This window comes from Streptomyces sp. ADI95-16, from assembly GCF_003721495.1.
In the GTDB taxonomy this organism is placed as follows: Bacteria; Actinomycetota; Actinomycetes; order Streptomycetales; family Streptomycetaceae; genus Streptomyces; species Streptomyces goshikiensis.
Map to the genome: position 1 here is coordinate 4,376,456 of NZ_CP033581.1, position 20,946 is coordinate 4,397,401.

Annotated in this window: 20 protein-coding genes and 1 pseudogene; 7 read left to right on the forward strand and 14 right to left on the reverse strand. The window is 72.4% G+C overall.

Annotation, left to right across the window (positions count from 1 at the left end; genetic code table 11):
* Positions 1 to 5: 5 nt before the first annotated feature.
* The 12 genes from EES41_RS19355 to EES41_RS19410 form a co-directional block, all read right to left on the reverse strand.
* Positions 6 to 767, reverse strand: a complete 762-nt coding sequence (locus tag EES41_RS19355) for a bifunctional 2-polyprenyl-6-hydroxyphenol methylase/3-demethylubiquinol 3-O-methyltransferase UbiG (protein WP_123079660.1) — start codon at positions 765 to 767, stop codon at positions 6 to 8.
* Between the two features lie 102 nt (positions 768 to 869).
* Positions 870 to 1,700, reverse strand: coding sequence for a response regulator transcription factor (locus EES41_RS19360; RefSeq protein ID WP_250568341.1), 831 nt, complete (start codon positions 1,698 to 1,700; stop codon positions 870 to 872).
* A 149-nt stretch (positions 1,701 to 1,849) separates the two neighbouring features.
* Positions 1,850 to 2,251 carry a hypothetical protein gene (locus tag EES41_RS19365; RefSeq protein WP_123079661.1) on the reverse strand — a complete coding sequence of 134 codons (402 nt, stop codon included), beginning with the start codon at positions 2,249 to 2,251 and terminating at the stop codon, positions 1,850 to 1,852.
* 83 nt (positions 2,252 to 2,334) lie between these two features.
* Complete coding sequence (locus EES41_RS19370; protein WP_254211504.1) at positions 2,335 to 3,411, reverse strand: LLM class flavin-dependent oxidoreductase; 1,077 nt, start codon at positions 3,409 to 3,411, stop codon at positions 2,335 to 2,337.
* Entirely contained in the window at positions 3,408 to 5,291 is a 1,884-nt protein-coding gene (locus tag EES41_RS19375; protein ID WP_123079662.1) for an ABC transporter ATP-binding protein, read from the reverse strand. The genes EES41_RS19370 and EES41_RS19375 overlap by 4 nt, the downstream gene beginning before the upstream one ends.
* Complete coding sequence (locus tag EES41_RS19380; protein WP_164495885.1) at positions 5,288 to 8,617, reverse strand: lantibiotic dehydratase; 3,330 nt, start codon at positions 8,615 to 8,617, stop codon at positions 5,288 to 5,290. Before EES41_RS19380 ends, EES41_RS19375 begins: the two co-directional genes overlap by 4 nt.
* Before the next feature lie 124 nt (positions 8,618 to 8,741).
* Positions 8,742 to 9,989 carry a lanthionine synthetase LanC family protein gene (locus tag EES41_RS19385; protein ID WP_123079664.1) on the reverse strand — a complete coding sequence of 416 codons (1,248 nt, stop codon included), beginning with the start codon at positions 9,987 to 9,989 and terminating at the stop codon, positions 8,742 to 8,744.
* Between the two features lie 137 nt (positions 9,990 to 10,126).
* A complete protein-coding gene (locus tag EES41_RS19390) occupies positions 10,127 to 10,309 on the reverse strand; it encodes a hypothetical protein (RefSeq protein ID WP_037793209.1) in 183 nt (60 codons plus the stop codon).
* A gap of 165 nt (positions 10,310 to 10,474) precedes the next feature.
* A complete protein-coding gene (locus EES41_RS19395) occupies positions 10,475 to 11,059 on the reverse strand; it encodes a hypothetical protein (RefSeq protein WP_123079665.1) in 585 nt (194 codons plus the stop codon).
* A 105-nt stretch (positions 11,060 to 11,164) separates the two neighbouring features.
* Entirely contained in the window at positions 11,165 to 11,899 is a 735-nt protein-coding gene (locus tag EES41_RS19400) for a cytochrome b/b6 domain-containing protein (protein WP_123079666.1), read from the reverse strand.
* Positions 11,841 to 12,506, reverse strand: a complete 666-nt coding sequence (locus tag EES41_RS19405; protein WP_250568347.1) for a molybdopterin-dependent oxidoreductase — start codon at positions 12,504 to 12,506, stop codon at positions 11,841 to 11,843. Before EES41_RS19405 ends, EES41_RS19400 begins: the two co-directional genes overlap by 59 nt.
* A 126-nt stretch (positions 12,507 to 12,632) precedes the next feature.
* Entirely contained in the window at positions 12,633 to 13,484 is an 852-nt protein-coding gene (locus EES41_RS19410) for a CAP domain-containing protein (RefSeq protein WP_164495886.1), read from the reverse strand.
* 252 nt (positions 13,485 to 13,736) lie between these two features.
* On the opposite strand from EES41_RS19410, the gene EES41_RS19415 reads away from it, so the two are divergent.
* The 4 genes from EES41_RS19415 (at position 13,737) to EES41_RS19430 (ending at position 16,413) form a co-directional block, all read left to right on the forward strand.
* Positions 13,737 to 13,952: a DUF6243 family protein gene (locus EES41_RS19415; RefSeq protein ID WP_123079669.1), complete on the forward strand. Its 216-nt coding sequence runs from the start codon at positions 13,737 to 13,739 to the stop codon at positions 13,950 to 13,952.
* An 89-nt stretch (positions 13,953 to 14,041) separates the two neighbouring features.
* Positions 14,042 to 14,146, forward strand: a complete 105-nt coding sequence (locus EES41_RS44215) for a hypothetical protein (protein WP_250569663.1) — start codon at positions 14,042 to 14,044, stop codon at positions 14,144 to 14,146.
* A gap of 314 nt (positions 14,147 to 14,460) precedes the next feature.
* Positions 14,461 to 14,910 (forward strand): hypothetical protein, encoded by a 450-nt coding sequence (locus EES41_RS19425; RefSeq protein WP_123082572.1) that lies wholly within the window; start codon positions 14,461 to 14,463, stop codon positions 14,908 to 14,910.
* A 717-nt stretch (positions 14,911 to 15,627) separates the two neighbouring features.
* On the forward strand, positions 15,628 to 16,413 hold the full coding sequence (locus tag EES41_RS19430; protein ID WP_308299843.1) for a hemolysin III family protein: 786 nt from the start codon (positions 15,628 to 15,630) through the stop codon (positions 16,411 to 16,413).
* A 67-nt stretch (positions 16,414 to 16,480) separates the two neighbouring features.
* Here the strand turns inward: EES41_RS19430 and EES41_RS19435 are convergent, their stop codons facing one another.
* Positions 16,481 to 16,840: a PRC-barrel domain containing protein gene (locus EES41_RS19435; protein ID WP_123079671.1), complete on the reverse strand. Its 360-nt coding sequence runs from the start codon at positions 16,838 to 16,840 to the stop codon at positions 16,481 to 16,483.
* 554 nt (positions 16,841 to 17,394) lie between these two features.
* Here EES41_RS19435 and EES41_RS19440 point away from each other — a divergent pair.
* Positions 17,395 to 18,603 (forward strand): PP2C family protein-serine/threonine phosphatase, encoded by a 1,209-nt coding sequence (locus tag EES41_RS19440; protein WP_123079672.1) that lies wholly within the window; start codon positions 17,395 to 17,397, stop codon positions 18,601 to 18,603.
* A gap of 116 nt (positions 18,604 to 18,719) precedes the next feature.
* On the opposite strand, the gene EES41_RS19445 is transcribed toward EES41_RS19440, so the two are convergent.
* Positions 18,720 to 19,058 (reverse strand): helix-turn-helix domain-containing protein, encoded by a 339-nt coding sequence (locus EES41_RS19445; RefSeq protein WP_123079673.1) that lies wholly within the window; start codon positions 19,056 to 19,058, stop codon positions 18,720 to 18,722.
* Positions 19,059 to 20,045: 987 nt separating this feature from the next.
* Between EES41_RS19445 and EES41_RS19450 the strand changes: the two are divergent.
* Positions 20,046 to 20,437: pseudogene (locus EES41_RS19450) on the forward strand (ATP-binding protein).
* 48 nt (positions 20,438 to 20,485) lie between these two features.
* Positions 20,486 to 20,845 carry a hypothetical protein gene (locus EES41_RS19455; protein ID WP_123079674.1) on the forward strand — a complete coding sequence of 120 codons (360 nt, stop codon included), beginning with the start codon at positions 20,486 to 20,488 and terminating at the stop codon, positions 20,843 to 20,845.
* The last annotated feature ends 101 nt before the right edge of the window (positions 20,846 to 20,946 follow it).

A 20,946-nucleotide genomic window follows, 5' to 3' on the forward strand; every position in this document is an offset into this window, starting at 1 on the left:
CTCGGTCAGCGGCAGCCGGCCCAGGGGGAGTCCGGGTCCGCCTCGTACACCGATACGTGCCGCAGGCTCGACGAGGTGTACGGGGTGCCCGCCCAGTCCTCCGTGCGCTCCACGAGCCGCAGCCCCGACAGTTCGGCCAGCAGGTCGATCTCGAAGGGGAAGGCGTAGCGCAGCAGGTGCTCCCGGGTCTCCGGGGCGCCGCCGTCGATGATCGTGTGGGTCGACAGCATGAGCTGCTGCGAGCGGTCCACGGTCAGCGTGTCCAGCATGATCGACCGCTCGTCCAGGTGGCGCATGGAGTGGTCCGGCTTCTCCATGTGGTGGTACGGGGCCGGGTCGAAGGCCTCCAGTACGAAGCGGCCGCCGGGAGCCAGCTGCTCGCGGGCCAGCCGCAGGCAGCCGAGCTGCTGCTCCTTGGTGACGGCCACGAAGAACGTGTTCAGCACCAGGGTCACGGTGTCGAAGGTCCGCCCCGTGCCCTCCTGCGTGAAGTCGCCGAGCCGCGCGGTCACCGTGCCTTCCGGATCCCGCGCGCGCAGCTCGGCGAGCATGGGCTCGGAGCCGTCGATCCCGTGCACCGTGAAGCCGTGCCCGGCGAGCGGTACGGCGATCCGGCCGGTGCCGACGCCGAGTTCGAGGACGCTGCCGCCGGGCGGGGTGAGCGCCGCGACGAACGCGACCGCCTGCTCGGTGTCGTGGTCGATCGGGTACATGCGGTCGTACACGCTCGCCAGCTTCTGGTCGTACAGGGCGTTGCCGAGGGTCATGCGGGCGCTCACTCCAAACGGGGTGCCGGTGGGGCACGGTCGGTCGGTACGGGGCCGGCCCCGCCGCCGCCCGGCCCCGGCCTGCGGGACCTCGGCCGCGCCTCAGCGGGTACCGGTGCCGGCCAGGGCCGGCGGCCGCGGCCGGCCCGGAGGGGACGCGGCGCGGTAAGTGGTGCGGTGGCCGGTGCGGTGCGTGGCGCGATGGGTCGCGACCACGGCGGCCTGCACGCGGTTGGCCAGGCCCAGCTTGGCCAGGATGGCGCTGACGTGCTCCTTGGTCGTGGACGCGCTCAGCAGCAGCCGGCGGCCGATGTCGGCGTTGGTCAGGCCCTCCGCGAGCAGGTCCAGCACCTGGCGCTCCCGGTCGGTGAGCGAATCCAGGCGGGCTTCCAGTCCGGCGTCCAGGCCCGGGTTCAGACCCGGGTCCAGGCCGGCGTCCGGCCCCGGGTCCAGCTCGTCGTACCCCGGGCCGCCGCTGCCGTACGAGGGCCCGCTGCCGTACGACGGTCCGCCGCCGTACGACGGTCCGGTGCCGAGGTAGCCGCCCACCACGATCCGGGCCGCCTGCGGCGACAGCACCGTGCCGCCGGAGGCCAGCACCCGTACCGCGTGCACGAGTTCCTGCGGCGTCGCGTCCTTGAGCAGGAAGCCCTTGGCCCCGGAGCCCAGCGCGGCCGCGATGTCCTCGTCGGCCAGGAACGTCGTCAGGATCGCCACGGCCGGCGGATCCGTCAGCGCGCCGAGACCGGCCAGGACGGCGAAGCCGTCCACCTCCGGCATGCGCAGGTCGAGCAACACCACGTCCGGACGGTGGAGTTCGATCGCCCCCAGCGCGGCCGGCCCGTCACAGGCGACCGGTACGTCGATGTCCGGTTCGCTCTCCAGAATGCGCTGCATGCACGAGCGCAGCAGGACTTCGTCGTCGACAATCATTACGCGGATCATCACGCCCCCTTGTGGCGGCCACCCCGTTTGGCCGCACTTCGGCCAAGGTATCAACCAGGTAAAATGGGGTTGAAGTCCAGGGGTGTGGCTGGGGGGAACGCGAGGTACCGCTCAGGGGAAGCGCTGCCAGTGCCGGCTCAGGCGCCCGCTCCGATCGACTCCTCGATGAGCGCGACCATCGCGGAATCCCAGGTCAGGACCAGCAGTTCGGCCTTCTCACCGTGCGCGGTCGTGCAGGTCAGGGCCGTTCCGCCGCGGCCCCCGCCGGTCGCCGCCACGGCCGGACCGGCCAGCCGCAGCGCGCTCGCCCCGGGTCCGTCCAGGACCGCTCCGGAGCGCCCCAGCGTGAGCTTCCCGGGCTGCATCCCGCTCGCCCGGCCGGCGGTGGCGCCCGTACGGAAACGGCACCGCAGCGTCACCGGTTCGCCGCGCCGGAACGCGGCGACGCGGCGCGCGCAGCGGGCCCGGTCGAGGCCCTTGCCGCCTATCCACAGCGTCAGGTCCATCAGGGAATGCAGCGCGAATTCCAGCAGCAGCATGTGATCGTTCGCTCCTCAACTCAGACGACTCGGGGATGACACGTGCGGACACGGGTCATGGGTCATGGGTCACGGGATACGGGTCACGGGTGCGGGCCGCCCGCCCGGTCGCGTACCGCCTCGACGATGGCCCGTACGTCGGCCAGTGCCGCCTCGGGGCCCTCGGTCAGCAGGACCCCGGCGCAGCTCAGCGCGATCTCCGTCGCCCCCGCCTCACCGTAACCGGTGAGTTGGGCGGCGACCTCCTCAGGTGTCCCGTACGCGAAGACACCGCCGTCGACCAGCGCGCCCGCGCCCGCCCACGGATCCGACACGTCCACGTCGAGCCCGGCCGAGCGCAGCATGGCCGCGTAGTGCTCCCCGCTCAAGTGCGGTGCGTGCGCGGCGAACGCCAGCTTCCTGGGATCGCGGCCCGGCCTGCGCACCGCGCACGGCACGATCGCCGTCACCCCCGGCACCGGCCGCCCGCGGGACCCGGCGCCCCGCGCCAGAGCCGGCACGATCGCCTCCCTCAGGTGGCCGGCCGGGGTCAGCAGCGTGATCGCCACGTCCGCGATCTGCCCCGCCGTGTGCGCCATCCGCGGCCGCAGCACGCCCACGCCGAGCGACACCCGCGGGCAGGGCGCGGCCGCCGCCGCGTGCGGCAGCGGCAGGGGTCCGCCGTCGAGCCGTACGTAGCGCCCCCGGAAGTCCTCGACCGCCTCGCCGTCCAGCAGCCGCCGCACCACGGCCAGGTACTCGGCGACGGCCGTGAGCGGGCTCTCGTACGGCTCCCCGCGCAGCGCCGCCACGAAGTCCGGGTCCCCGGCGCCGAACCCGGCCACCACCGGCCGCCCGGTCAGCAGCGCCACGGACCGCGCCTGCACGGCCGCGTCCAGGGGGTGGCGCAGCGCGGTCAGCGCGACGCTGGTTCCGGCGGGCACCCGGATGCCGCGTCCCGCGAGGTGGGCGAACGCCTGGTGGGTGTCGACGACCAGCGACTGGCCCAGGTACAGGCGCTCCAGCGCCAGGTCCCGTACGGTCTCGCCGAAGGCGGCGAGCTCGTCGAGGTCGGAGGCCATCAGCGGGTACATCAGGGACAGCGGCGGTACGGGCGTCGCAGGCGGCACGGGCGTCACGGGGATCCTCTCCTTGGACATCGGGGTCGGGCTCGGGTTCATGCGAGGTCCTCGGGCCGTTCGGCGGGCCCCGTACCCGACGGCGTCAGGTACGCGTCGGCCTGGAGCCGGAAGAGCCGGGCGTACGTTCCTCCGAGGGCCAGCAGTTCCCCGTGCGTGCCCTCCTCGATGAGCGAGCCGCCGTCCAGCACGAGGATCTTGTCCGCGACCCGCACGGTCGAGAACCGGTGCGAGACCACCAGTGACGTGGCCCGGGAACAGATGGTCTTCAGGCGGCCGAAGATGTCGGCCTCCGCCTCCGGGTCGATCGCGGCGGTCGGCTCGTCGAGGATCGCGATCGGCGCGTCCCGCAGGAACGCCCGGGCCAGCGCGATCTTCTGCCACTGCCCGCCGGACAGCTGCCGGCCGCCCTCGAAGTGCCGGCCCAGCACGGTGTCGTACGTCCCCTCGAACCCGTCGACGAACACGTCGGCGCCGCTCGCCGCGGCGGCCGCGCGGATGCGGTCGGTGTCGTCGAGCTCCTCGACCCGCCCGAAGCCGATGTTGTGGCGCACCGGCATCTCGTAGCGGATGAAGTCCTGGAAGACGACGCCGATGTTGCGCTGGAGGTCGGTGGTGTCGTACTCCTCGATCGGCACCCCGTCGATGAGGATCCGGCCCGAGGTGGGCTCGTAGAGCCGGGTCAGCAGCTTGACGACCGTGCTCTTGCCGGCGCCGTTCGCGCCGACGAGCGCGCAGCAGGTGCCGGCGGGGACGAAGCAGCTGAAGCGGTCCAGGGCGACGGTCTCGGTGCCCGGGTAGTGGAAGGTGACGTCCTGGAACTCGATGCCGTGGGTGAGGCGTCGCGGGAACGGCCGGGTGCCGCCGGTGACGCTCCCCTCGGGCAGCGAGAGGTAGTCGAAGAGGTTCCCGGTGAACAGGGTGTTCTGGTAGAGGGTGGCGACGCCGAGCAGCAGGCCGCCGGCCGCCACGTGCACGGCGCCGAGCGCCTGGAGGTAGCCGGCCAGCTCGCCGAGGCGGCCCGTCGAGGCGGTCGACTTGAGGGCGAAGACCAGCGCGCCGGCCGAGCCGGCCACGCTGACCAGCCCCAGGACCGCCGACCAGCCGTGCCGGCGCCGCGCCAGGCCCCGGTCCACCCGGAAGAACTCCTGGACCAGCGCCCGGTAGCGGTCCACGAGGTACGGGCCGAGCTGGTACAGCTTCACCTCCTTGTAGGAGGAGTCCGTCGTCGTCAGGTCCTGGTAGTAGAAGGCCCGGCGGCGGTCCTGCGCGCGGTGGTACTCGACGGCGTACCCCTCCTTGCTGAACACGATGTGCGCGGCGAGCGCGGGCACCGGGGCGAGCAGGATGACGACCGCGAGCCAGGCGTTCCACGAGAACAGCACCGAGCTGACCATCACGAGCGACGCCAGCGAGGTGAGCGTGCGCAGCATCTCCTCGAACACCTCGAAGGCCGTCCCGCCGCCGCTCTCGCGCAGGGCGCGCTGCAGCCGGTCGTACGCCTCGGGGTCCTCGTACGAGCTGAGGTCCATCCGGGTGCCCTTGACCATGACCTGCTCGCCGATCGCGGCCCCGAACTCCAGCTGGAGCAGGGAGTTCAGGTACTGCGCGACCGACGACAGGACGTGCTCGCCGACCGCGACCGCGACCATCCCGGCGGCGGCCCGGGTGAGCCGGTCACCGGCGCCCGGAACGCCCTCGACGGCGTCGGCGACGGCCTGCACCGCGTCGGCGGTGAGCCAGATCCCGGCGGCCGGAACGGCGGCGGTCAGCAGGGTGAGCAGCGCCAGGGCGCTCACCCGCAGCGGGCTGAGCCCCCAGAAGGAGCGCAGCACCAGCCACCAGTAGCGCAGGTCCCGGGAAAGCCGGCGGTGCGTCTGCGTCTGTGCCGGTGCCTGCGTCGGCGTCTGCTCGGCGCTCACTGGGGCCTCCCGCGCAGGCAGTTCAGTACGTGGCCCCACACCAGGTAGCAGCGGTTCTCGGCGGGCCGGTCCATCGGCAGCAGCCGGTTCACCTGCATGTGCGCGAGGCTGGCCAGGATGGCGTCCCGGCCGCCCCACAGGGTCCCGGCGGCCTCCGCCCCGGCGACGGCCAGCGCGGCGCGGCGTACGGCCGGGGCCTGCGCGTCGAGGACGGCGGCCAGGCGCTCGTGATGGGCGCGGCCGAGCGGGTGCGGCCGGCGCTCCCACGGCTGGAGCAGTTCGCACAGGTAGTCGCGGTCCTTGCGGTACCGCTCGCGGGCCTCCGCGTCCTGCGCGGGACGGGGCATGGCGGCCAGCCGCTCGCGGATGCCGAGTCCCCACTGGGCGTACAGCGCGTCCACGGCGGCGATGACCACGGCCTCGGGTTCCAGGCCGGGCTCCCCGTCCCACAGGAGGCGCAGCAGTTGGCAGGAGACGTCCGAGTTCGCTGCGAAGAGCTCCTCGACGGCGTCGTGGACGGCCGGGCCGCCGTAACGGCTGATCTCCGGGTGGTAGGTGGCCACTTCGAGGCGCTCGGCGAGGCCGCGCCGGACCAGCCCCTCACCCCAGGCGAGCAGCGCGGGGAGCGCGGGCAGCGCGGGCAGGGCCGTACCGGGGGCCGCGGCGGGCGCCTCCGTACGGACGCGGATGCGCAGGTGGGCGTCGGGGTCGGCGTACCGGATGTAGAACCACCGGTCCGGATCGGCGCCCGCCTCCCGCAACTGGGGCAGCAGGGCCGGGAGTTCGGTCGCGGCGATCTCGTCGTGGAGGTCCCTGGCCGCGTACAGCTTGAGGTACGACCACGCGGAGCCGGGCAGATGGGCGGGGTGCGCCGCCGGCGCGGCCTTGCGCCGGATCTCCTCGGGGGCGAGGCCGGAGCCGCTCTGACGGGCGGCCTCCCGGGCGGTCTCCCGGGCCCCGGTGGCGATCAGCGGGATGACGACCTCCGAGAGGTGGCCGCGCCCCGAGCCGTCCCGCAGCCAGGCGGCGTCCGGTCCGGGCAGCGCCTCGTGGAGGGTGACCCGGCCGGACCCCGACCCGGAGCGGGACCCGGCCCCGCTGCCCAGCTCGGCGAGGAGTTCGTCCACGCAGAGCGGATGGTCGAGGTCGAGGAGCAGCCGGTTGTCGTCGTCCGCGAGGTAGACGTACCGGGGCACCCCCCAGTCGCGCCGCCAGCGGGCCACCTCGTCCGCCGAGCGCGGCACCGGCACCGGCCCGCCCGCCGCGGGGGCGGCCTGCGCCCCCGCCGGGTACAGGTTCCACTCGGCAGCGCGTACGACGACCCGGCCGCGGACGACGCGCGGCAGGTGCGGGGCGCCCTCGACGGGGCCCCAGCCGAAACCGGAGGGGGTGGCGTACCGGGCCCGGGAGACCTCCAGCAGGAAGCGGCAGACGTTGGGCGCGCCGTACGGGCTGAGCATGTGGTTCTGGACGACGACGAGTTCGCGCCCGAGCCGCGCCGAGTAGAGGCGCAGGCCCTCGTCGGCCGCGCCGACGTGGATGTCGGCGAGGTCGATGACCTGCTCCGGGGCGGCCGTCGGCGCGACGTTGACCGGGATCTCGTACGCGTGCACCGCCGGCCGGATCGCCACGTTCGCGCCGCGCCCGTTGGCGGGCAGGTACGCCAGCTCGGCGACGACGACGTCCGGTTCCAGGGCCTCGCGGGCACGGGCGTAGGCGCGCAGCCGATCGGTGGCGTCCGGGCCGAGCAGGTGGCCGAACCGCCCGAAGGTACGACCGCCCTCGCCGAGGCCGTCGGGGTTGAGGACGGCGCGCCACTCGCCCCGGTCGATGGCCTCGGGGCCGTCCGCGGCGATCTGGACGTACGCGTCGAGGCCCGGGCAGTCGGGGCGCCCGGAAAGGCCCGCGGCGTCCGCGGAATCCGGGGCGTCCGGGGCGTTCGGGGGCAGCAGCCGGCGGAGCACCTCGTCGGTCAGCTCGACCTCGCCGGCGCCGCGCCGCCACGCGTCGGCCGCGAGGGCGACGAGCGCCCGGGTGGTGTGCGGGTCGTCCTCGGCGGCGTGCTGGTTCATGACCATGGCGCGCGGCGGGGTCAGGTAGCCGCCCGGCGCGTCCAGGCCGCGCTCGGCGCCGAGCAGGTCGAGGACGGGGACGAGGGCGTCGGCGCCGTACCGCTCCATGAACGCCTGGTGGTACGCGCCCAGGTGGTCGTACCCGGCGGGCGCGGCCCGGCCCAGCTCGGCCAGGCAGCCGACGGCCTCGGCGACCTCGGCGGCGATCTGCTGGTTCAGGGCGGGCGCGGCGAGGTCGAGGGCGGAGTCCACCTGCGACGGCTGGCCCTTGTGGAGGGGTACGAGGGCCAGCTGGGCGGCGCGGAGCCGGCGGAGGGCGTCGGTGTCGCCGTACGGCGCCCGGCCGGTCAGCCCGACGATCTCGCGGAGCGCGGCCACCGCCGGGTGGTCGACTCCGGCGGCGGTGAGCCGGTCGAGGACGTACGCCTCGGGGCGCGGCTCGGTGACGGGCGGCCGCAGGTCGGTGACGAGCAGGCCCAGCCCGACCAGCTCGGTGACGAACGCGCTGATCCGCTCCCGGCCGGCCGCAGGGAACTCCCCGGCCAGCTCGGTGACCAGCGTGGCGTACGGGACCGGCGCGGCGGGCGGGGCGAGTGCGCGGATCCGGGCGAGGGGAGCGGTGTGGCGGACGCGTACGGCGCGGCGGTCGGAGGCGTCGCCGTGCACTCCGGAGGAGGGCAGTACGAGCCGGTCGCCCACCCGGTGGGCCATGGCGTTGACGGACACGCCGAGCCGGGCCAGCGACCGGGGGTCCTCCTCCAGGCGCTGCACCAGGGCGAGCAGCCAGGCCGTGTCGGCCCGTACGTGGGCCTCGCCGAGCGCGGCCCGGCCGAGGCGGGCGGTGGTGGTGCCCCCGAAGGTGCCGAGGGCGACGCCGGAGAAGGCGCCGAAGGGGGTGGGGCGGGTGCTCATCCGGGTGAGGTAGCGCAGGGCACGGGAGTGCACCCGCCGCGCCTCCTTGCCCGAGCCTGCGCCCGAGCCCGAGCCTGCGCCCGAGCCCGAGCCCGAGCCTGCGCCTGCGCCTGCGCCCGAGCCCGACCCGGGCGCCGAGCCGTCGAGCTTCGCCAGCCCGTCGAGCAGCCCGCTCCCGGCGGCGACGAGCCCGTGCCGGACCCGGGGGTCGTCGGCGAGGGCGCGCAGCAGCCGGGCCCGGGTGCGCTCGCGGTCGGCCCCGTCGAGGGCGTCCCGCCAGACGTCGACGGGCAGGGCCGGCGCGCGCAGGAGGTGGAAGTCGAGGGCGTGGTACCGCTGCATGGGGCGGGTCGGTTCCTTGCGGGTCTCGGGAAGGGAACGGTCGGGGCGGTCGGGGTCACCGGGGGTCACCGGGGGTCACCGGCGTCACCGGAGAAGCACCGGGGTCACCGGAGAGGCACCGGGCTCACCGGGGGAACAGCACGCTCCACCAACCGGGCCGGTGGCCGGTGGCGAGGGCGCGCAGGGTGAGCGCGATGCCGGCGGCTCCGGTGAGCAGCCCGGGGTTGTCGACGACGTGCCCGGTGGTCTCGTGGTCGCGGTAGAGCAGCGGCAGTCCGGGGTCGGCGGCGTCCACCAGCCGCAGGGCGAGGCCCGGCAGGGCGCTGGCGGCCCCGGCGCTGCCGTGCGCGGCGAACTCGTGGGCGAGCGCGGCGATCCCGGCGAGCCCGTGGCACACGGTCGGCGAGCGCGGCACGTCCCCGCCGGCGACCCGGTCGAGCAGCCCGTCGAGCGCGGCGAACGCCCGCGCCTCCAGGCCCGGATCGCCGGTCGCGCGGGCGACGGCCAGCAGCCCGGCGGCGACGCCCCCGGTGCCGTGGCACCAGGCGGGCGCGGCCTCGGCGCCGTCGGCCGGCACGACCCGCGACCACCGCAGCCCGCCCCCGCCCCCGCCCCCGCCGCGCCCGGGTCCCGTGCCACCGTCACCGACGGCCAGCAGCCACCCGGTCAGCTCGTCCAGGGCGGCGCGCTGCCCCGGCACCCGCCGGTCCCGGCGCCACGCGGCGGCGAGGGCGGCCGCGATCCCGGCGGCGCCGTGCGCCATGCCGGTGTCGAGCCGGCCGCCCACGGCCCGGTTCCCGTCGGCGGCGACCCACACGAGGTGGCGCAGGCACCGCTCCAGGGCCTCCTCGACGAGCGGGGTCGAGGGCGCGGCCGCACAGAGCTGTACGGCGATCCCGGCGGCTCCGTACACCAGGTCGTAGTGGTGGTCGGCGACGGCGCCGGGCACCCTCGGCCAGTCGGCGTCGATCACCTGCCGGGCCAGCTGTTCGTGGAGCCGCCCGAGACTGGGGAGGAAGCGCGGCTCGTCGCGGGACACGTCCTGGAGGGCGAAGGCGAGCCCGGCGGTCCCGTCGAACAGACCGGGGTGGTGCAGCGGGCTCTGCCCGGTGGCGGCGAAAGCGGCCCGCGTGAAGGCGCGGGCGCGGCCCTGCCCCTCCTCCCGCCCGGCGGCGTGCCGGTGCAGGAGGGCGAGGCCGGCGTGCCCCTCGCTGAGGGAGGCGCCGGCCCAGAAGGACACGTCGCTCTGGCGGGCGGCGCGTACGGCGGCGGCGTCGGCGCGCGCCGGGGTGTCGAGGCGCTCGGCGATCAGGCCGGCCACGGCTTCGGCCCGGGCGGCGAGCCCGGCCGGAAGGGACGGTACGACGGTCATGGATGGCCTAGCGGGCTTCGGTGCGTGCGGTGCATGGGGCGCCGGGGCGGATCCTCGGGGGAGGCCCCTCGGGGGAGGCCCCCCGGCCGGGAAACGGCCGGGGAACCCACCACTCGACGCGAACGGCGCGGGTGTGGTCAGCACTTGCCGTTCGTACGGACGGCGGCGCAGGCCGCGGTCATCTTGATCGTCTGCTTGATCGTCTGCTTCACGACGGCCTTGCTGACGATGCGCGAGGCGATGCTCGCGGCGGGGGACAGCTGGGTCTCGGCCGGGTCGGCGGAAACGGTCACGCGGGCGTCGAGGTGGAACTCGTCCATCGGTACTGCACCTTTCATCTCACACAAGGGGCCGCCCCCCGTGTCGGAACACCGGAAGGCGTTCCGGTGGCGGCCCGGAAATGAAATTACCGACGGGCGAGAGGCGGCAGTACCCGCCGAATTTCCTTTTCCCACCCCGCCGTTCGGCGGCCGCGGGCCCGCCGGTCAGCGGGACTGGAGGGCGTCCAGCCCGACGGCCATGCACAGGGCGAGGACCCGGTCGAGCGAGGGGTCCTGGACGCGGATCACGTAGCGGTCCCGGATGCCCCACTTCCGCTCGACGGACAGGACGGGCTCGTCCTCCCGCACGAAGTCGAAGTGGTAGACGAACGGCACGGGCGGTACGGGGATCACGGGGACGACGAAGTCGAGCACCTCCCACCCGCGCCGCGCGAGGGCGACCCCGAGCCGCCGTTCCTTGCCGACGGCGGCGGCCTCGTCCCCCTGCGTCAGGTGCCAGGTGGAGCGTATGAGGGACGCCTTGACGTCCTTGCGGAAGGTGCCGATCGTCTCCCCGCCGGGCCGGGTGACGTCGTAGGTGGCCCCGAAGTCGATGACCTGCCGGGCCTTGAACCCCCCGAGCTTGCGGGTCCGGTCCTCACCGCTCCAGAGGGTCAGTTCCTCCTTCAGCGCGAGCCGCTTCTGCTCGGCGAACGCGAGGACCTCCCCGCCGTCCGGCGTCGTGACCGTGTAGCGGTTGACCAGCGGGGTGATCTTCTGGGTCATCAGGTATTCGTTCAGGTGCTCCATACGGGAACCCTAGGCAGCCCGGGGTTCCCCCTCACTACGCCTGAGGGCGGAACGCACCCCCGCCGACCGGCGGGTACACCCCCGCCGACCGGCGCCCGGCCTGCCCTAGCCGTCACCCCGGCCGGAGCCGTCACCCCGGCCGGCTCCGGCCCCGGCTCCGGCTCCGGCCCCGGCCCCGGATCCCGCGTCCAGCCACAGCGGATGCTCCCGCGCCGCCCAGGACCGCGCGACCGACCCGGTGCGCATGCCCCGGCGTGCCTCCGGATCGGCGAGCGCCCGTCCGATGTGCCCGGCCAGCACCACGCCGATCGCCAGGGCCAGCCAGTCGTGCACGAAGGTGGCGCTGGTGCGCCACACCAGCGGCGCCAGGTGCGTGAACCACATCAGCAGCCCGGTCGCCAGCATCACCAGGACGGCGCCCGCGATCCACGACGCGTAGAGCTTCTGCCCGGCGTTGAACTTCCCCGCGGGCCGGGACGCCCGCCGGCGGTCCCGTCGCCGGGCCGCGCGCAGCCACGTCCGGTCGTGCGGCCCGAAGCGGTTCAGCCTGCGCAGATCCGCCCGGAACGCGGGGGACCCCAGCCCGAGCAGAAAGGGCGCGGGCAACAGGATCCCGGCCCATTCGTGCACGGTCACGACGAGCCCCCGACGCCCGACGAGTTCGGCGACCTGCGGTACGTACAGGGCGGCCGCGGTCGCCACGCACAGCAGCGCCAGAGCGGCCGTCGTACGGTGCGTCCAGCGCTCGGCCCGGCTGAACCTCCGTACCCGCGCGCCCGGTTCAGACGGTGGGGGCGTCGCCGCGGCCGTTGGACCGGCCGACCCAGGCGTCGACGTCATAGCCGCGCTCCTCCCAGTAGCCGGGGCGCACCTCGGAGGTGACGGTGATCCCGGAGATCCATTTCGCCGACTTGTAGAAGTACATCGGAGCGACGTAGAGCCGGACCGGGCCGCCGTGCGAGTGGCTGACGGGCTCGTCCCGCATCCGCAGACAGACGAGGACGTCGTCGCGCCGGGCCTGCGGGAGGGTGAGGCTCTCGCTGTACGCGCCGTCGAAGCAGGTGAAGCGGATCGCCCGGGCCTCGGGACGCACCCCGGCGGCGTCCAGCAGGAGCGACAGCCTGACGCCGGAGAAGGCGGTCGCGGGCACGCGCCAGCCGGTGACGCACTGCACGTCCCGTACGACACGGGTCTGCGGCAGCGCGCGCAGCGCGTCGAGGCCGTACGTCGCGGGGCGCTCGACGAGCCCGTCCACGGTGAGCCGGTAATCGCCCTCGGCCCGCCGCGGCACGGAGGAGGCGACGGAGTAGTAGCGGAACCCGCCCCCGTTGGGGAGCAGCCCGGTGAGGCCGGTGGGGTCCTTGTCCGAGGCGGCCCCGAGGAGGGCCTCCGTCCCGCGCTGCACGTACGGCGCGGCGACGAGCCCCCCGGCGCCGAGCCCGAGCATGCCGAGCACCACACGGCGCCCGACGGGGGCGCCCTCGCTGTCGGGATGGTCTGTCGTCACGCCCCGAGTCGAACACCACGCGCCACGAAAGACCAGCGAAACCGCCGCGACGTCAGACTTCCGTCATCACCTGCCGTCGGAGAAGTTGTGCACGCCCCACCAGCCCGAGGAGTCGTGGTAGAGGCCCACGCCGACCTCGGTGAAGTCCGGACTGACCTGCGCCTTGTAGTGGCCGGGGCTGTGGCGCCACATCGACTGGAACTTCTCGGCGGCTTCCTGGGCGGTCATCGAGGCATCGCTGAACCAGACGATGTTCTCGCCGGTCCAGGTCCGCGTGCCGGTCTTCAGGTAGGCGCGTTCCTCGGACGAGGAGTGGGAGAACCCGCTCGTCCGCATGTGCTCGGCCCACTTGCGGGCGAAGTCGCTGAGGTCCTGCCTGAGCGCGAGCGGAGGCCGGCCGACGGCGGCCCGCTCGTCGTTGAGCAGCTGCAGGGACAGCGACTGGGCGGTCCGGACGTCCTGCGTAGAGGTACGGCCTCCGGGCACCTTGGGGTCCGGCCCCGTCGGCCCGTTCCCCGGCGTGCTGCGCGTCGGCGAGGCGGCGGCCTTGGAAGAGCGTGCGTGCGCGGAGGCCGACGCGGAGGCTCTCGGACTGGCCGTCGCCGCGGCGGCAGTGACGGAGACGGACGGGCCAGGGCTGACGGGGGCGGCCGGGCCAGGGCTGACGGGGGCAGACGCGGTGCCGGCCGACGGCGCACCGCCCACCACCACGGGATCCGGCCGACCGGCGAGTGCGGAGGGCGACCCCGCGACCGCTATCCGCTCAGGCGTCGCACCGGACAGGAGCGCGTAGGCACCCCCGCCCCCGGCGAGCAGCACCACGGCAGCCGCCGCCGCGAGCACCGGCGCCTTGCGACGCCCCTTCCGGTGCCCCCGGCCCACCCGCCCGAGCCGGTCCTCAGCGTTGTGATCCTGCATCGCATCTCCTCGAAGCCGACGGCCCACCTGGCCTGACACAGAGGGAGACTCCCGGGCCCCGCGGAGATAACACCTTCTTGCCGGGACCCGGCGAAGGGCTTGGTGCGCGGGCCCGACGGAACCGGGTAACGTCTTTGTCATGTTCTTCCAGACGCCGATTTACGGAGTGAGGGCGTGACGGGCCCCCGCTGACGCCCTTCGACGTCGCCACGCCCGCCCCCGCCCATCACTTCACACTTACCGGGAGAACCCATGACCGACAGCAAGAACATCAACAACCCCGTGGGCCAGGGCGGCGGCCAGCGCAAGAAGCTGTCCCGCGCCGAACGCCAGAACAACGGCCCGCACCGCAACCTCGACCGCCAGGGCGCCGCCGACCAGAAGGCGGAGCTGGTGCGCAAAATGCGCGAGAAGACCGCCACGCCCGAGGCCCCCGAGCAGCCGAGCGACGCCCCCACCCAAAGCTGACACCCCCCCGCCACACGGCCAGGGCCCGGACCGCAACACGCGCTCCGGGCCCTTTTTGCCTGACGCGGAGACCCGCCCCGGCCAGCCGCCTGGTTGCGGAAACCGCCTTCGACGGCGCTACGCGCACGTACGATCGCGACCCGGCAGGCCGCCTCACGGCCCGGACGGCACCCTCGACGCGCTCGGGCGCATGACCACCCAGCACGACGAATCCACCGGTGACGTCACGACCCACGCCTACGGCGCGAGCGGCGCCCTGCTTCCGCGCGGCCAACGCGGAAGCAGTACTGACCCTTGATGCAGCGCGCGAGGTGTGGAGGCCGGTGATCATCGAGCGCGTCGACCCGAACGCGGTGCACCCTGATTCGACAGCCGGACGGACACGGGCGGATCAATTCAGAAGGCGAATGAATTCTTCGCGGAACAGAAATGAACTAGGGGCGTCAGTTCCCCCGACTTGACTCCAGGAGAGGTCGGAGCGCGTGCGTAACGGGAGATGCAAGAACAAATGACCGCGATCGAACGTCTATGGGAAGACTTTGAGCTGCCCATCAAGGATGCACTCCACTATGCCGACGGGCACTCCTGGGATGTCGCCCTCGACTCCGCCGCGCCGAGGGGTTTCACGGTGCTCGCCCCCTTCGATCTCGATGAAGTGCTGGAAGGCGACCCGTCGTGGGTCTCTTCGGTCGATGGGCTCGCCTCTGTAGACCTGGGAGAGAAGGGGCTGCTGTGGGGTGGCGAGGGTTCGCACGGGTCGGAAGGGTTCATCGCGCGCCTGACCGTTGACCGCGCGCCAATTTGGGCGATGTTCTTCACGAAGTCCAATCCGTTTGATCGGATTCGACTGTCAGGAAACGTCGCCACCTTCAGCTCGACCTCGGGGCTGGAGATCGAACTCGACATCGACGATCCGCAGACCCCAATTCTGGGCCCGGATCGAGCGCTGGCCGGGTGACTGGCACCGCCGCGGCCGCCTCCTCGTAGAGGACTTCTTCCGTTCCTCGCCGGTGGGTGCGAGGCGCTGCCGGGCGCCCACGGTCCGATGCGCCCCGAGACACAGGCCGAGCTCCTACAGAAGGAGGTGGCCGCCGTCCTCGTCGGTGATGGTGCGCGAGGCCCGAGCGGGACTGGGCAACGAAGAAGGCCCAGGTCGTTGACCCGGGCCTTCGTTCAAGAGCGGATGACGGGAAGCGAACCCGCGCTACAAGCTTGGGAATCATCCGGCACCGGGCTATGTATGTGCGGCTTGACCTGCGGGAATGTCTCGCATTCGTGCGGTGTCCGCCGTTCCTGGTGCCCCCATGTTGACCGCTGCTCACCGCCTCTACTGGCACGTTATGGCACGGTCCCTCGTCACATCCCCAGCCGGAAAGGAGGGCGGATGCGTGGGAGCGGAACTCGGGCAGCATCGGCGGTCCTTGAACGTAGGAGAGCGGAGAGGCCCGTTCGGAGGACCCTGATCGTTCCCATGGCCCGCCGACTTACACGGCTTCCACGGCCCCAGTTGGTGGCAGGCCCCCAGGACCGAAACCATGGGCGGCTGAACAGGCCACCTCCGGAGGTGCTGGCCCGGTGGTCCGAGGCAGACCTCGGACCATGCTGCTGCGGGGGCTCCTAGCATGAGCACATGGTTGCCAGTGACGCCCAGCAGTCCGAGGCAGGAAGGGAAGCAGTGTCCCGCGACGACATCGAAACCGGTGGTGTGTCTTCCGCACCGACGGTCGGAGGGAACGAGGCAAGTGGCCCTCCCTCCGGATCGCACCGTGAGAAGGCCCCCGAGGACTCCCACCCGGTTGCCGACCTGGTCGAGCGGGCGGCCGAGCTGGTCGAACCGATCAAGCCGAAGCTACGGGGCTGGCTTCACGCCGGCATGGTCCCCGCATCGCTGGGCGCGGGTATCGTCCTCATCTGCCTGGCAGGGACACCGCAGGCAGTTTTGGCCTGCACCGTCTACTCCGTCACCGCCTGGCTGCTGTTCGGGACGAGCGCCGTCTACCACCTCGGCACCTGGGGACCGCTCGGTGAGGCCGTTCTGCGCCGCCTCGACCACGCGAACATCTTTCTGATCATCGCCGGCACCTGCACCCCGCTCGCCGTGCTCCTTCTTCACCCTGACCAGCGGTCCGTCCTGCTGTGGATCGTGTGGACGGGCGCTCTGGCCGGCATCGCCTTCCGTGTCCTGTGGGTCGGAGCTCCCCGCTGGCTGTACACCCCCTGCTACCTGGCCCTGGGCTGGGCACCGGTGCGATACCTGCCCGACTTCCTGGACAGTGGCGGGGCGGCCGTACTCGCCTTGATCGTGACCGGCGGGCTGCTCTACAGCGCGGGCGCGGTTGTGTACGCCCTCCAGCGCCCCGACCCCTCGCCCCGCTGGTTCGGCTTCCACGAGGTCTTCCACGCCCTGACCGTGGCAGCCTTCGCCGCGCACTACATCGCCATCTCCATCGCCGTCTACTGACCACGGCAATGTTCTGGCCCGGGGCTGCTGTCGGCGTGGAGCGGGCGAGTTGCCGACCGGCTTCGGGTCAGGGTGCGAGGGGGTGGCGGAGGGAGAGGTAGTAGTTGCCGACGGTGGACAGGTAGCGGTGGTCAGCCGTTTCGCTGTCGGTGGTGAACCGGGGAGCGGCTTTGATCTCTTCCCGGGTCCCTGCCACCTTTACCGTCCGTGTTTCTGTGTCGATCCCGGCGACGGCGCCGGCCGGGATCAGAATGCTCTTGCCGAACACCCACACGCCGGTGTCGACGACCAGGTGCTGCCTGCCGGGCTGGTCCTGCTGGCGGTCCACGTGCCCGATGACTCCGTCAGCCGCCTCCGCCGTGGACCCCACCAGCGACTGCCGGGACGTGCAACCGCTGTCCTGCGCGTACATCCACACACCGCTCACAACCCCGTCTCCTCATCCTCGGCTCGAAGGCGGCGGCCACAGCCACACCGCTGACTTGACTCGTCCATCCCCATGCCCTGGTGCTGACCGCGCAACCGAGTCCTCAGAGGATTCCGGACGTGCGCACGACGCCGGCAGCCGTGCGGCGGTTTGCGAAGTCGAGAGGTGAGGCACGCTGCCCGGTTGCGTCTCACCAGGGCATACGCACTGATTCCGCCAACGTCCCCCGTATGGGGCCGGTGCGCTGTTCGGGTGAACCAGTCAGGCAGTACGGCTTGCACGGGCGGCAGCAGACCCCCGGCGTACGGGTGCTCGGGCAGGGTTGAGAACCGGTCGGCCCAGCGGGTCCCTCGGATGCACGGAGCAGCCTTCGACGAGGCAGTAGTGGACGACCGCAAGGCCTTGGGCGCTCCGGAAACAGGGGCAGGGAGCAGTTCTCGTGGCGAGGCCGGATTCCACGATGTCGGAGGAGGAGAGGAGCGGCCATGCCACCAACTGAGGAGCGGGACACAGACGCCCGTCGGGGGCGCGCCGGCTGCGAGCGGCAGACGGAGATGGACCTGGCCGGCGCGCTCGCGGCGGCGGAAGCCGCTTCCCCGGTCGAGTCCCTTGACGTTGTCGCGCGGATGCTCCGGGACCGCCTGCACGCTGCCACGGTCTCGTTCCTGATCGTCGACTTCACCGGATCTTCGGTGGTACGGCTGGGTGCGGCAGGCGACGTCGAGTCCGGCGAGCCACCCCAGCGCATCTCTCTGCCCGGCACTCTCTACGGGGACGTGGTGCGCACACAGCGGCCGGCCGTGCAGCGGGAGGGCACTGGACCGGTCAGGGTCGTGGCGCCCGTGACCAACCGCGGTGACGCGATCGGGCTGCTGGAGCTCTTCCTCCCCGATCGCCCCGATGAGGACGCGATGAGGCAGATCGGTGCGACCGCGCACGCCTTGGCCTACATCGTCATCGCGAACCGGTCCTTCACCGACGTCTACCAGTGGGGCCGCCGTACTCGGCCCCTGAACCTGGCGGCAGAAATCCAGCACCGGCTCCTTCCCGCCTCGCTGGCATGTGAGGCGGCCCAGTTCACGGTCGCCGGAGCGCTGGAACCGGCGACGCACGTCGGCGGCGACACCTTCGACTACGTCGTCGACCGCGACACCATGCAGCTCTCCGTCACCGATGCCATGGGCCACGACGTGGAAGCCGCGCTCCTCGCCACCCTGGCCGTGGGCGCCCTCCGCAGGGCCAGACGTGCCGGCGCCGAGCTCGAAGAGCAGGCTCTCGCCGCCAACCAGGCGGTCGTCGACAACGGCAGGCAGGGCTTCGTCACCGGGCAGCTGCTGCACGTCAGCCTGCTCGACGGGACCACCCAGTTCATCAACGCGGGGCACCCCTGGCCGCTGCGTCTGCGACACGGAACGGCTGACGAGATGGTTCCCGAGGTGGACCTACCCTTCGGTGTCCGTCCCCGTACCGCCTACCGTGTGCAGCGGCTGGACCTGCAACCGGGGGACCGGCTCGTGATGCTCACCGACGGCATGCTGGAGCGCCGCGCTGTGCATGTCGACCTGCCTTCGCTGATCGTGCGCACAGCCGATCTCCACCCCCGCGAGGCCTCCCGGGCCCTGGTCGCAGCGGTGCTGCACGCCCACGGCGGCCGCCTCCAGGACGACGCCACTGTCATGTGCCTGGACTGGCACGGCACCCATCAGGCCACGCGCAGCGCTGACGCCGGAGCGGACCTCACAGAAGCATCAGCGCCTGAATAGCACTCCGCCCACAATCCAGCTCGCAGCCACGATCCGACGATGACGACCGAAGCGGGGCGGTTGCGCGAGCGCCGCCCCGGGCCTGCCCCCGCCGATGCCGGCGGGCACGCTCCACCTCAGGCCGAAGGCGGCGGCGCGGATGATTCGGCGGCGCGGCGGTATTCGGCGTTGATGCGCTGGGCTTCCTCGAGCTGGTCCTCAAGGATGATGATGCGGCAGGCGGCCTCGATCGGGGTGCCCTGGTCGACGAGTTCCCGCGCTCTGGCGGCGATACGCAGCTGGTAGCGGGAGTAGCGGCGGTGGCCGCCCTCGGAGCGGAGCGGGGTGATCAGGCGGGCCTCGCCGAGGGCGCGGAGGAAGCCCTGGGTGGTGCCGAGCATCTCGGCGGCCCGGCCCATGGTGTAGGCGGGGTAGTCGTCGTCGTCGAGACGGCCGAACGAGTCGTCTGCTGTCATTGAACCTCTCTCATGGAACGCATGGAGGGGCCCTGGTGCCGTACGGCACCAGGGCCCCGAAGGAACTACTACACCATCTGTCGGCCCTGATACTGCGCCGACCCTGTGTTTCCGCCGACCCGGCCGAGATGCTGCCGGGAATGCGGGGATCGCGGTTGCTTGACCGGAGACCACCTCACTATCGATGTCCTGCGGTACCCGGGCTCAGACTTCCGCCCGGGCGATCCTGATGGTGCTCGGCTCCTCCGTTCTTCCCTCGGTGATCAACTGCTTACTGCCGGTACTGCTCTACTGCGTACTACTGGTGGCCTGACCCAGCGCCACTCTTCGGCAGCCAGCCCCGTTGCCCGTCCTGCGTCTGCTCTGGCTTAGAACCCCACTGCCGAACTTCCCGGTGCGCGCGCCCGCAGCCGACGCCTTCACCGAGGTGCTGCTCACTTGCTTCACTGCTGGGTACTGCGCACTGCACTTACGGGTACTGCCACTGCGTTAACTGCGGCACTGCTGACGGCGGCCCCTGATCACTGCGAGCCACCCGGTCCGGTCGTCAGTCCCGTCGCCGTCCTGCAACAACCCTGGCTTCGACACTCCACCACCGCACCGTCCTGCGAACTGCAACTACGGGTACTGCTGCCCGGCAGTTCGTCTCTGCCAGGCCCTGCTGTCTCTCTGGGCTACGAGAGAAACCATAACCACGTCACCATCCAATGTCTACTCCGGCCGTCATAGATTTTCGTGCCCGTCGGGGAGAGCTAGACCCTCACGGTCGGCTCAGGGTGTGCAGGGCCGCCTGCACAGCAGGTCAGGGGCCCGGGAGGGCGCACCCGAGCGCGTGAGGTCCCCCGCGTCTCACCGATTGGCGGCGCGCTTCGACTGCCCTTCGATCGCTTCCTGGAGACCTGAGTCGGGTTGGCGCGCAGCGGGGTGGGGCACAGGGGTCAGGAAGGCAGGGGCCGGATGTGGACGATCCAGAGACCAGGTGACCTGATGAACACGATGGCCGAGAGCGTTGCAACGGTGCTTTCCACGACGGCTGTTGAAGAGGCACGCGAGCCGCGCGAACCTTCCTCGACCGTCTCCGTCGGCCGGCGATGGCCACAGAAGCAGCGGACACCGTGATCTTGGTCGTGTCCGAGCTCGCCACGACCGCCGTGCGCCACGGCGGGGGCACCTGCACCTTGGGACTGACGGCCCATGAGGAGAGCATCGAGGTGGCCGTCCACGACTCCAGCCCGCACGCGCCGCGTATGCGCACCCCTGACCTGCACGGCGGTTCCGGTGGATTCGGCTGGCCCATGGTCAACCGTCTCGCCCGAGCGACCGCGGTCACCCGTCGGGCCTCCGGCGGGAAGACGGTCAGCGCTCTTCTCGACCGGTAGTGCTACCGGTCGAAAGGACGGGGCGATCGGTGCATAAAATCGGCTCTCATGTCGAAGCCTGACGAGCTGCTCGTTGACGTTGCCACCCTGGTGGAGTCCGGGCAGAGCAATCAGATGTCCCTGACCGTGGTCACCTCCGGTGCTGTCATCACCGGTCGGCTTGCTCCCGAAGCCGTATGGAGGCAGCGGGTGTCGGAGGTGCTGACGGATTCCGCCCGTCTGGGCGAGTTCTCCGCGATCTTCACCGCCAGGACACCCCAGGAGGGGCCACCCACTCACCTGCACTTCCATGTGGCCCGCATTCTCCAGGGCACGGTGGGGATCCCGGAGACGGGTGGGATGTACCGCGTCTCGATCGCGGATGTCAGCGCCTGGACCGTGGGCGACTTCAGCTATTCCGACCACTGAACCGGCCCTGCGCAAGAAGCCCTGGGTACGCGAAAAGGGCCCGGCCGGCACATGCCGGTCGGGCCCCTTTTCGCTCATCGGGTGGCGGCATCGCCGGGCCA